The organism is Kaistella haifensis DSM 19056, from assembly GCF_000735695.2.
Taxonomy (GTDB): Bacteria; Bacteroidota; Bacteroidia; order Flavobacteriales; family Weeksellaceae; genus Kaistella; species Kaistella haifensis.
Genome location: NZ_JASZ02000001.1, coordinates 23,531 through 36,087 on the forward strand (window position 1 = coordinate 23,531; position 12,557 = coordinate 36,087).

Here is a 12,557-nt window from a genome sequence, read left to right on the forward strand (position 1 = left end):
TTTTTTAAAATGTAATCATTATGAATATCAAATCCATATTTTTAGTCCTAGTTCCTGCATTTCTACTGACTTCCTGCCACAAGGAAATCAAATCCGAAAAAGGCGGAATCGACCTCATTTCCAATGTCTATTTTGATGCGTCCAAAGGATTGGACAAGATGCAGAGTTTCCACATCTCGAAAATGAGTTATTCAGGAGACCAGATTATAGAGCTGATTCCAGACCACACCTTCCCCGAAATGAATCAAAATTCCTATCTCGTGAGAGATTCTTTATGCTATCCATTGGATGCTGAAAACGGCAACATCATTCTTTCCGATATTCTTGAAAAACAAAAACCGTCATTGGTTTGGAACAAGAAGGAAGGCGCCATTTTCTCAAAAGAAATGATTCCCAACTATAAGAACAGGCGGAAAATTTCAGACACGGTGTTATTCAAGAAAAAATACAGACGCTTCGAAGTAAATTCCCCTTGGAACTATACCCGTTTCTACATCTATCCGACTGACACGATTCTGCCGTATTCCCTCTACAGACACGCCGAAAAAGATTATGGTGGAAGATTGGAGCGCATCGATTCCTACAACAAGAAGACCGACATTTTTGTAAGCCTGCAACTGCTTCCAAGAAAAAACTGGGACGACATGGCGAAAGATATTTTTGAGTTCAACCACTTCGTAAAAAACAGAAAAAGTGAGGGAGACATCCTATTTAAACCTTTCTAGTGCAGGAATTTCCGTTATCGAGGGAACTAAAAACGAACTGATTGTCTTTAACAGCGATAAGGACAAAGATTCCTTTTTGGAACTTTTGAAACTGAACAATCAGAACAATGGCAGAACCCTTGTAACAGTCAATTCAGGAGAAAATATCGAAAAGTTTGTCGATAGGTTCAAAAACTATGACGGAAAGATATTTCTTTGTCTGACTGGTGATGATGCGGGAAATAGGTCCACGCAAAAAATCCTCAATGAATTTAAAAATAAAAATATCAAGGACATCCGCATGCTGTATGGGATTTCTGAAAATGGGAACCAAAACTTGGAAGAATATTTAAAAAATAAACTCCAAGTTCAAGAGAAAAATACTACTTTAGTTGAACAAAAATCGATAAGAAATGAAGACGATGGAACTCAATCCGAAGGAATTTCCGACACTCAGCACTTGGGAGCCGAACTTCCTCAACGAAATTCTGGAGAACCTGTCCAAAGAAGCCAATCCGAGCAAAACGGAAATCACTTTGGAGGACAAACTGTGGACGGCAACGATGCTGGAGATGGACTTGAAGACACAATCTGGAAGCATCTGGTCGGAAAACCAGAGCGAGGATCCGTTGACGGAACACAACCGAAAAATGCTCCAAAAAATGAGGAGGAAGAACATTTCGTGGGCGGAATCGTATCCGGGAGAAATGTACCAGATGGAAGAAACGCAAAATTAGCCCACCCCGGATCATCAAATTCAATCACAGGTATTGGGGGATTAGATACTCTGATTTCAAAATATCCGCTTCATAAAATCACCAACGAACAGGTTGCGGAAATTGTTTCCGCAGCTTGTTTTATTTCTGGCGACAAGGTCATTCTCAAAGAGAATCTCAACGTTACAGATGATTTAAAGGACATCTGCAATCAATACAAATCCGGCGGAACGGCGAAAGAAGGCAGAGGGATTTTGGATGAATACTACACCGATTCCAAGATTGTAGATGCCGTCCGAAACTTAATCAAAGACCATTTTAAAGACAGAAAGGAAATTTCGGTATTGGAACCCAGCGTAGGAACGGGTAATTTTCTGTATGCAGTGAAAGATTTGGAAATAAAGTCCAGCATAACTGCCTTTGAAATCAATGAAACCACCGCAAAGATTGCAAAAATCCTTCATCCCGAAGCCCACATCCATCTCCGCTCCTTTGAAACCGAGTTTATCGACGAGAAAGGCAACAAGAAGGAATTTGCCGAAAAATACGATTTGGTTATCGGTAATCCACCCTACGGCGACCATCGCGGATTATACAAAGGTTTGGGAGAAGAACCCAAAATCTCCAAATACGAGGACTATTTTGTCAAAAGGTCTTTAGATTCTCTTAAACCCAATGGAGTTGTGGCAATGGTGCTTCCTTCGGGTTGGTTGAACCGACAAGCCCAACTAAAAAATGCAGATATTTTGGAAGGTTTTCGTCTGCCGAATGGTGCTTTTGCCGGAACTCAGGTAGGAACGGACATTATTATTCTGCAAAAAAATTCCCAGAAAATTTCTACAGATATTTCCAATTATTTTGAAAAACATCCCGACAGGATTTTAGGGGAAACCCGAGAGAAAACCAACCGTTTTGGGAGGTTGGAAAACTATGTTTATGGGAATTTAGAGGACGCCTTATCTCGGATTGAGCAACTCAAAAATAAAAAGCAGACCGAAAGAATCGGGAATCTCTTTGAAGATTTGTTTTTGGAGGTTGATCAACCTAAAGCAGAATCAAAAGGCAAAACTTTAGAAAATACCATTCCCGTTAAAACAGAAGAAATTAACCTTTCAGAAACGAAAGATAAAATTGAGCAAGTTCTTTCCAGACTTAATGAAGTAAAATTCAAATCTCCCGCGATTGAAAAGGAAATTGAAAAGTATTCCAAACTCCAATCCCAAATTTTTGATAATCCGAAAGATTTTTCGAAAGACCAAATTAATGAAATTCATCGAAAAGCGGATAAAATCATCCAATCACACAGCGAGAAAAATGCGGAATACCGAATTCAGACCAAACCGGAAATCAAGAAAGGGATATTAAAATATCAATTTTTGAAAGCCGATGAAGTGGTGAATGCCTCGCTTCAGAACAGCACCGATATTACCAAAGAACAGATTGAGGCATTTCGGGACACTTCCTACGATGGAACATTAAACAATCACGGAAAGCACTACCAGTTTGCCAACTATATGGACGGAAATTGGGTTCACGATTTCTATTATGCCGAAGGAAATATCTATAAAAAATTAGAACAACTTGAAATAGATTTTAAAGACAGGTTTTCGGTTGGCGGAACAGAAAATCAGTATGAGAAACAAATGGAATTACTCCTCAATGTCCTTCCAAAACCAAAAACTTTGGACGAAATCTCCATCAGTCCCAACCACGAATTTGTCCACCAGTTTGATTTGGGAACCGTAGAAAAGGAACGCTGGAATCAAAACACAAGACAGACGGAGACCGTAACCGTTCCGTATAATCTTGCTGAAAAATTCAAGGATTTTGTCGGAACGCTTTCCAGTGAGGCATTTGCAGGTTCTTCATCATGGGAAGTGAGAAGTTTTGTAGATAACGAAACCGTTACAGGAAGCGACAAAGAGCGGAATGCCTTAGTCCGTGAAAGACGAAAAGCCGCTGCCAATGATTTGTTTCAAAAATTTTTGAGAGAAGAATTATCGGACGATTTAAGAAATCGTTTTGTAAAGGATTTTAACCGAAACTACAACAATATCTATGTTCCGGACTATTCAAAGTTTCCCTTGTTTTCAAAAATCCATTTAAACTTTAAAGGAAGAGAATTAAGACTAACAGAAGTCCAGAAAGCAGGAATCGGAAGGCAGACCACGAAAGGTGTGGGATTGTTGGCACACGAAGTGGGTTTTGGAAAAACATTGTCGGGAATCCTGTCCATGCACGAGGCAATGGAAAGAGGAAATGCAAAAAGACCACTGATTGTCGTTCCCAATGACAGCATCCTGAAACAGTGGGTGGAAACGATTTTTGAAACCATTCCCGAAGCCAAGGTGAATGTCTTGGGAAATTTGGGGAAAGACTTCGACCTCTCAAAATTTGACAATAAGGACGGGGAAATCACTATCGTTACTTATGAGGGTTTTAACAATATTGGTTTTGCGGAAAACATTACCCAAAGTCTGGCTTCCAAGTTCTCCTACATTTCAGAAAATGAACTGAGAAGCGTAAACAGTATTAGTGAGAGGGATTTTCAAAAGGAATTGGAAAAAGAAAAAGAACTGGTGGGTAAAATGAAGCGTGGTAAAATTTACGATTGGGAAGATTTTGGTTTTGACCATTTAACCTATGATGAAGTCCATAATGCAAACCATATCGTAGGAAAAGTTAGAATAGAAGACCGCCGATTTGCTTCAGATTTTAGAAATCAAAACCAGCAGACTTCAAAACTCGGAATCAATACTTGGATGGCGGCACAATACATTCAAGAAGAGAACGACGGCAGAAATATCACTCTGCTTTCAGCGACGCCATTTACCAATAAGCCATTGGAATATTATTCCATTCTATCCTTGATTGCCAACAAAAGGTTGGAACAATCAGGCTACTTCAATGTCAACACCTTCTTTGAAACCTTTATGGAGGCGGACAACGATATGGAGATTGATGCCAAAGGTGATGTGAAATTCAAAGCCAATGTTCGTCGTTTTAAAAATAACTCTCTGTTTCAACAACTTTTATCGGAATTTATTGACATTAAGGGCGAAGAAGACAATCCCGAATTGGTGCGACCCAACCGAATCAATAAGGAGTATAAAATTGAGCAGAATGATTTGACGAGTGAGCAATACGAACTACTCAATGAAAACTTTAGCGAAACCCAAAAAGGGGCGATTCTTACCCATATCCTTAATGCCCGATTAACTGCCATTTCACCATATCTTTCTCCATATTATGAAGGGGAAGAACCTTTGTTGAAAGACTTTATTGAGAACTCTCCAAAGTTGAAGCAGACGATGGATTTGATTAGGCAAAACAAAAACGATATTCCCGATTCTGGACAGATTATCTATTCCGAATTAGCCGTTTCCGAATTTCCAAAATTGAAGGAATATTTGGTACGGGAAGTTGGCTACAAACCGGAAGAAGTCGGAGTCATCACGGGTGCGACGAGCAAACCGAACCGTTTGAAGATTCAGGATGATTTCAATTCTGGAAAAATAAAGGTGGTTATTGGGAGTGAAGCCATTCAGGAAGGAATGAACCTGCAGGAAAACACAACGGATATTTATATGCTTTCACTTCCGTACAATTTTACCTCTCTAAGGCAAGTTGAAGGTCGTGCTTGGAGGCAGGGAAACAGGAACGAAAATGTTAGAATTAATTTTATGCTGACCAATGATAGCATCGATGTCTTTATGCTTCAAAAACTGCAATCCAAACAGGCAAGATACTTGGAGGCAATGAAGAAAGGGGCCGATGTTTTGGATGTTTCGGATATCAGCACACAAGAACTGAAAACCGCCATTATTACTAATCCCGAAACCAGAGCCAATATTGAAGTTGAACTCATCAAAAAACGTATTGAAAGTGAGAAAGACAAATTTTTGGCAGATGCTGCTTTTGTGCTTCGAAAATATGAAGCTTTTATCAAAGTTCAAGAGGAAGTCACCAAAGCACAGCATAATTACAGCCGAATTTTAGGCTATTCCAAGGAAGAGGGAGAAAATGGAGAATATTGGAAAAACCAGCTTCCATTTTATCAGATAACGATTGATTTAGCTAAAGAAAAAGTACAAGAGGAAATTGATATTCTTTCTCAAAAAGGCGTGAATGTCACAGAGATTGAACAACAGACAAAAATTACTGAAGATAAGGTTGCGGAACTGGATAAAAGGTTGGAGGAGTTGCCTGATGTGAGGGAGGGATTGGTTGTGAAATACCAGGAGGAGAAGGAGGAGCAGTTGAAGAATAATGAGGCTACGGATTATTTAGAGGAGAGAGCAAATGAAAACGCGGTCTTGTTCAATATAAAGAAAAGCGAAATGATTGACAAAGTTATAGAAAGTTTAAATGTACAAAAATTAGAAATGGAATATTATGGAAGAAAGAGATAATAAAAAAACAGGGACTTGAAGTCCCTGTTTTAGTCCCCGCTATTCATAAATAACTGATTTATAGCGTTGTTTGTAGCGAAGACGGGAATTGAACCCGTGACCTCAGGGTTATGAATCCTGCGCTCTAACCAACTGAGCTACCTCGCCATTAGAGTGGTGCAAAGATAAAAATATTTTGGAATGTAGCAAAAAATTAATTCAATTTTAAATAGGAAATTACATCTGCGGCGTGATCCGGTTTGGCAATAATCTTATTATTTGAATCCAGAACAAAGTAAGTAGGCGTTGCTCTCACATTGTAAGTCTCTGCAAATGAGCTATACCAACCTTTGAGCTCGGTATCATTAATCCAAGGAAGACTTTTCACTTTAGCATCGTAATTTGCTTTTTCAGAATCCAAAGAAAACGCAATAATTTCGGCATTTTGGGCTTTTATTGCATCATATTTTTCGATAAGCTTCGGAAGTTCTGCTTCACAGTGCGAACAAGTTGACGCCCAGAAAACAATAATCTTCTTACTTGCCTTCACATCCGCGATCGATTTCGCAGTGGTATTGGTCGGATTTTGGAAAACATAATTAGGGAAAGTTGCGCCTAGTTCGGTGTTTTTATTTGTTGCGATGGTGTTACTCAACCGATCATTGATGGTACATTTTAAATTTTTAGCTTCGGTAAGATATTTCTCCTTCAAATCTGCCATACCATAAGTGTCGAAAATCTCGATCAATTCCGACAAAATGGTTTGTCCGCGAGGAGTTTCCAGATTTACAGCTTTTAGCAATTTATCGACAGCGTTTGCAACATTTGTACTTGGTCCAACATTCAAATACGCCATCAAAACAGGCCTCAATAGTGAAGAAGTTTCGAGCATATCATTGGAATTGCTCAGATAATGAATGATTTCATCATGAGTAATGTCCTTTTTAGCAGTAGTTTTATCTAAAAACTTGGAGTAATTGGAATTATAGTACTGTACGAATGGGTATTTACTGAGATCCGCAACGCTTAAAGAAAGTCTCGCAATCTCATCATTTAGGGCTTTTCTAAAGCTTGTAGAGTTATCGTAATAATCTTTTATTTGAACCAAAGCAGGCAAAATATACTCTTTTTTCTGTTGAACATCTTGCAAATTATTCATTACAAAATTACTTTCATCCAAATATTGCACATTGGTGATTTTGCCTTTATCAGAATCAAATTTCAGTTTTACATCTTTGTTTTCGGAGATGAAATTCAGTGAGATATTCCCTTCCGGAAAATACAGTTTCAGCATTCCTGTATAAGGTTTTTCCACTTTAAATTGCCAAGTATTCCCTTTTCTAATTTCTTTGGTATTTAAAACATCTTTGGAGCCATTTAAGGTATAGAGATAAACTTCTTTTGGTGTAAATGTTGCCGGAGCTTCAATATCGATTTTAAATTGCGCAGATAATGAATTCAGCGCAAGCAAACTCATAATTCCTAAAATTTTTTTCATAATGTAAATATAAAAAAACTCACCGAGTTGCGATGAGTTTTGTACTGCTAAAATAAACTTTATCCTAAGGTTTTGCGTGTTTTAGCATGGTAATACCACATAAAGCCAAATGCTACGATCGCCAATAGATAGAGGTACATATCGATTGGGCTAGCTGGAGAACCAATATCTTCTGGTGGAGGTGGATCATCAGAACCTTCAAACTGTGCATTTACTAATACATTCGAAAAAAATGTAATAAGAAATACTATTAAGAATTTTAATTTATTTTTCATTTGTGTTTTATTTAGTAAATCGTTTTTACAGTTCTAACATCACCATTTGCATAAGAAACTCTCACTAAGTATACTCCGTTTAAAGATAATCTTAAAGTGTAGTCTTGTGAAGTAGAAACATTATCCATAGAATCAACTAATCTTCCTGCCATATTATACACTTGAATGTTTGCTTTAGGAGCAATAGATTCAAATCTTACTTTTCTAGTTTCTCCATCTTTATAAATGACGGTAACACCTTTAGTATTAGAGTTAGCAGTTGCTAATGTTCCACCAGTGCCTCCAACAGATACTTCTTTCCAATAAAAATCAAAACGTCCTGCCATAGCATTGCTATCAGCTGTGAAATTATAAGACTGATCGGCAGAAATTTGTTTTACTGTATTATTCTTATTATCCTTAATATAGAATGCACCACTAGTTAAGTCTTTAACATTAGTAAAAATACTACCTTCATAAAGATTAAATCTTAATTCATAAGATTCACCTGACGTAAGTCCTGTAAGCCCTAGAGACAGTGGTTTACCAATATAAGTATCAGAATTAAATTCACTAAATGATTTTTGGCTTTGCAGGTTTGCTGTACCGTCTGCATTCATTCCGTACAAAAAGAGCTTATTGTTGCTTTGCGCAGCATTTGCCGAAATATCACTGTAGTTCGTCCCTACCAGATATACTGGGGCTGCTTCCACCAAATTATCTTTTACCAGGAAAACCTCCGCCTGATAAAATCCATCGCTGTTTAAAGCGATATTAGCAGCATTACCTGCAGATACAGCCTGTGCAGATCTATGCGTTACAGAAGCTGTCTTAGCCATTACAGCATTTTTGGGAGCTATCTGTATTGGATCAGTTACAACAGCAGGATACACAAATGTTTTATGGAAGTCTGTAAAATTAACATCTAGATGAACAATCCTCGAACCAAGTTTTGTAGGATCAAGCAATGGAAAATTCAGGTTAAAAGTTTCCAAAGGCCTAATATATAAAGCCTCAGGATTTCCTACCCAGTTTGTACCGTCGAATTTTGCAGAATAATAGTCCGCATTTACGTTAGTACTACCATTCGCCGGATTCCACAGTACATCATACGACGGTGTTCTTTTTGTAATATTGAAATCCTTGATTAACAAATCAGTTGTTGCCTGTTTTAGAGTTCTGTTTCCGCCAGCGTTAGTGATCCTTAACCAAGCATTTATTCCATCTACAGCCGTTAAATCAAGATTAGAAGTGTATGGGTTCCCAAAACGGTAAATGTTTTTACCGGTATATTTATTGGTACTGTTCACATATCCCATATAAGATTCATACTTTTCATTATATGGGTTTACTTTTGTTTTCCAGTCATTATATCCCAGGTCACTAAATGCAGATTCGGTCATTGACGGAATTACAGAAGCAATTCCGGTAGATGCATAGGCCACGGGAGAAGGTGTACCTTTATAATTAATGACACCTGTCATATAAGGTTGTAAACCGGCAGCTGGTCTTAGATTCAGGAAATAATAATCTCCAGCTTTAAAATTAGCTCCGGAAACAACAGCATCTCCCTGTATTTTACTGTTGTTCCATTTATGCATGGTCATGTCATATCTACTAGGGCCACAGTTCACATCAATACCGCAGGTTCCTTTAAAGCTGGTTGTAGGAAGACCAAAGGCTGTCATCACATAATTGACCTGATCTTTAAACGGGAAACTAATAGGAAATGAACCACCGAAATAAGAAGTAGGCGCTGCAGGACGCTGCACAGTCATTAATGCATCTGTGATACCTTTGGAAGAAAGAATCTGCACCTGTCCATAATCATTGGTAGCCGTCCAAACATTTACAAATTCTTTACCATCAGAAGCAGCGTTAGCCTTAGTGCCTTTCTTATAATCTCCTACGATCATAATATTACCCTTGTTCTCTACAGTTTTTTCAATATTGGAGTCTAAAACCCAATTACCTCCACTATAAACTAAGGTACCTGTCTCAACATAAAACTTACTAGCATCACCTACATAAATTAAATCTTGAGCTGTTGCAGAAAAGCTCAACGCTAACATTCCTGCCGTTAATAATTTTCTTTTCATTATTTTGTGTTTTTGTGTTTCCCAAAAATGAATATTTCTATTCGAGTACAAATATATTTATTTTTTTTTAATTAAATCATACATCAATACCACAAATAATTAGAAAATAAGTTGATCATTGGTAATGACAATTTCTTTTTGTTCCGCAATGTTGAACATATAATCCTCCAAAACCTTCTCCGTAGTGCCGCGCAAACCTCTTGCACCAAGGCCTTTTTCCATGGTTTCTTCCACAATTTTTTCTATCGCTTCGTCGGTGAATTTCAATGTAACACCATCCATTTTGAAAAGCTCCACAAACTGATTGATGATCGAATTTTTCGGCTCTTTCATTATGCGAATCATTGTTTCTTTCGTGAGCTTGTCGAGATAAGTCACAATTGGAAATCTCCCTAATAATTCCGGAATCAAGCCGAATTTTCTCAAATCGATTGCATTCAGTTGGCTCAAAATATACTCATCATCTTCCGTTTTGGCCATTTTTTCAGAACTGAAACCAATTGCTTGCTTATTGAGACGTCTTTCAATGATTTCTTTAATTCCATCAAAAGCTCCACCAGCAATAAACAATATATTTTGGGTATTTACCTGAATATATTTCTGATCGGGATGCTTTCTGCCGCCTTGTGGCGGTACATTTACAATGCTTCCTTCCAACAATTTCAGCAATCCTTGCTGTACACCTTCACCGGACACATCACGCGTAAGACTCGGATTATCGGATTTTCTTGCAATTTTGTCGATTTCATCAATAAAAACGATTCCTTTTTCTGCTTTTTCCACATCATAATCAGCGACCATCAGTAATCTAGAAAGAATACTTTCCACATCTTCCCCAACGTAACCCGCTTCAGTTAAAATAGTTGCGTCTACGATACAAAACGGAACATTCAGTTCCTTAGCAATCGTTTTTGCCAAAAGCGTTTTTCCGGTTCCTGTTTCACCGATCATGATGATATTCGATTTTTCAATCTCTACTTCTCGGTTTTCGGTTTTGGCATGAAGAAGCCTTTTATAATGGTTATAAACCGCGATCGAAAGCTGTTTTTTCGCCTGATCTTGACCAATTACAAATTGATCAAGATGTTCTTTTATTTCTTTTGGTTTTTTTAAATCTTCCATACTATCAGCTGGTGAAAAGCCTTTTTTTTGGGCATTTTCAACCACAATAGCGTGTGCTTGCTCGATACAGTTTTCGCAGATAAAACCTTCGTTTCCAGAAATCAATATTTCTACCTCTTTGCGTTTTCTTCCGCAGAAAGAGCATTGGTTTGAATTCATATATCTTTAATAATAAGTGTAAGAATGTTTGTTTTTAAAAAAATTTTGTCAAAGTTTTTCGACCTTGACAAAATAATATTTTATAAATTGATGATTGTATTTTGTATTTCCTTGTATTCATCACCCGAAAGTTTCAGTCTTTCGTTTTTGAAGTTCATATCATCCATTTTATCGATCGGAATCAAATGAATATGTGCATGAGGAACCTCCAAACCTACCACTGCAACTGCTATTCGTTGAGATGGATAGGCTTTTTCTAGTTTTTTGGCAACGGTTCGTGCAAAACTCCATAAGTTTTTAAAATCCTCATTTTCCAGATCGAAAATAAAATCGGTTTCCTTTTTGGGAATCACCAAAGTATGTCCTTTTACCAAAGGCATTGCATCTAAAAAAGCCAAATGCTGCTCGTCTTCAGCAATTTTGTAGGATGGAATTTCACCCGCAATAATTTTCGTGAAAATAGAACTCATTACTTTTAGATTTTAATTTTTATTTTTTTTGATGCTACAAATTTAAGGTTTAAATAAAAATTGAGGTGGAAGTTTTGTGAAATTTTTCCATCTGAAAATCACTTTTTTACAAAGTAATTTCCAAAACTTCGAAAGAAAGTTTGTTCCCGTTTGGCAAAACGATATCAGCAGTTTCGCCTACAACTTTTCCTAAAAGCCCTTTAGCAATCGGTGTATTAACCGAAATTTTCCCAGCTTTCAAATCGCTTTCGTTATCAGGTACCAAAGTGAATTTCTGCTCTGCTTTGGTCGCGTTATTTTTCAATCGAACTGTTGTCAAGATAGAAACTTTCGAAGTATCAAGCTGGGTTTCATCAATTACTTTCGAGTTGATAATCATGTCTTTTAACTTTGAAATTTTCATTTCCAACATTCCTTGGGCTTCCTTCGCAGCATCATATTCTGCGTTTTCAGAAAGATCGCCTTTATCTCTAGCTTCAGCAATTTGCTGGGTGATTTTTGGTCTTTCGATGGTTTCCAGTTGTTCCAGTTCAACTTTCATTTTATCCAAACCATCTTTGGTAACATAACTTGCCATAATTTTCTTTAATTTGCGTTAGTATAAAAAAATAATCCGACATTTGCCGGACAATGATTTCTGTTTATATTCGTTTTACAAATATATAAATTTATTTTAAATGAAAAGAAACATTTCGGTTCTAATTTTATCAATAGTACTCATTTTCAGCGCTTTAAATACAACTTCATGTTCAACTCGCGAGGAAACCGTGAGTTGCTTTCCGAATGTACCTATTAACGTTGTTCTTAATCTCAATTTGCCCGCTTATTATAATCTTCAAAATGTAAACGGATGGATTTATGTAAATGAACAAGAAGCCGGTACGCGCGGATTAATTGTGGTAAGAACCACTAATGGCTTTAAAATCTATGACCGAAATGCACCTCATCTTTGTCCCGACAATTCGACAACCCTGGAAGTTCAAAACAACATCAAAGTAATTTGCCCGAAAGATGGCGCAGAATGGATTTTGATCACAGGCCAACCTACCAAAGTTGCGCAAATTGCTCCCAAAACCTATCAATACAATTTCGATTCAGCCACAGGAACACTTTCTATTTTTGACTAATTTTTAAGCATCTAAAT

Annotated in this window: 9 protein-coding genes and 1 tRNA gene; 3 read left to right on the forward strand and 7 right to left on the reverse strand. The window is 37.3% G+C overall.

The window, feature by feature from the left end; all coding sequences use genetic code 11:
* The first annotated feature begins 20 nt into the window (after positions 1 to 20).
* Positions 21 to 725 carry a hypothetical protein gene (locus tag AP75_RS00120; RefSeq protein ID WP_088263348.1) on the forward strand — a complete coding sequence of 235 codons (705 nt, stop codon included), beginning with the start codon at positions 21 to 23 and terminating at the stop codon, positions 723 to 725.
* The gene (locus AP75_RS00125) at positions 694 to 5,832 is read left to right on the forward strand and encodes a helicase-related protein (protein WP_088263349.1); all 5,139 of its coding nucleotides are present in this window, start codon (positions 694 to 696) and stop codon (positions 5,830 to 5,832) included. The genes AP75_RS00120 and AP75_RS00125 overlap by 32 nt, the downstream gene beginning before the upstream one ends.
* 73 nt (positions 5,833 to 5,905) lie before the next feature.
* On the opposite strand, the gene AP75_RS00130 is transcribed toward AP75_RS00125, so the two are convergent.
* The 7 genes from AP75_RS00130 to greA form a co-directional block, all read right to left on the reverse strand.
* A tRNA-Met gene (locus AP75_RS00130) sits at positions 5,906 to 5,979 on the reverse strand.
* Between the two features lie 46 nt (positions 5,980 to 6,025).
* A complete protein-coding gene (locus AP75_RS00135; protein ID WP_031502708.1) occupies positions 6,026 to 7,309 on the reverse strand; it encodes a TlpA disulfide reductase family protein in 1,284 nt (427 codons plus the stop codon).
* A gap of 59 nt (positions 7,310 to 7,368) precedes the next feature.
* Positions 7,369 to 7,584 (reverse strand): hypothetical protein, encoded by a 216-nt coding sequence (locus tag AP75_RS00140; protein ID WP_031502707.1) that lies wholly within the window; start codon positions 7,582 to 7,584, stop codon positions 7,369 to 7,371.
* An 11-nt stretch (positions 7,585 to 7,595) separates the two neighbouring features.
* A complete protein-coding gene (locus AP75_RS00145; protein WP_088263350.1) occupies positions 7,596 to 9,662 on the reverse strand; it encodes a T9SS type A sorting domain-containing protein in 2,067 nt (688 codons plus the stop codon).
* 99 nt (positions 9,663 to 9,761) lie between these two features.
* A complete protein-coding gene (clpX, locus tag AP75_RS00150) occupies positions 9,762 to 10,943 on the reverse strand; it encodes an ATP-dependent Clp protease ATP-binding subunit ClpX (protein ID WP_031503038.1) in 1,182 nt (393 codons plus the stop codon).
* A gap of 80 nt (positions 10,944 to 11,023) precedes the next feature.
* A complete protein-coding gene (locus tag AP75_RS00155) occupies positions 11,024 to 11,413 on the reverse strand; it encodes an HIT family protein (protein ID WP_031503040.1) in 390 nt (129 codons plus the stop codon).
* 106 nt (positions 11,414 to 11,519) lie between these two features.
* The gene (greA, locus tag AP75_RS00160) at positions 11,520 to 11,990 is read right to left on the reverse strand and encodes a transcription elongation factor GreA (protein ID WP_031503042.1); all 471 of its coding nucleotides are present in this window, start codon (positions 11,988 to 11,990) and stop codon (positions 11,520 to 11,522) included.
* A 100-nt stretch (positions 11,991 to 12,090) separates the two neighbouring features.
* Between greA and AP75_RS00165 the strand changes: the two genes are divergently transcribed.
* On the forward strand, positions 12,091 to 12,540 hold the full coding sequence (locus AP75_RS00165; RefSeq protein ID WP_031503044.1) for a hypothetical protein: 450 nt from the start codon (positions 12,091 to 12,093) through the stop codon (positions 12,538 to 12,540).
* Positions 12,541 to 12,557: the final 17 nt, after the last annotated feature.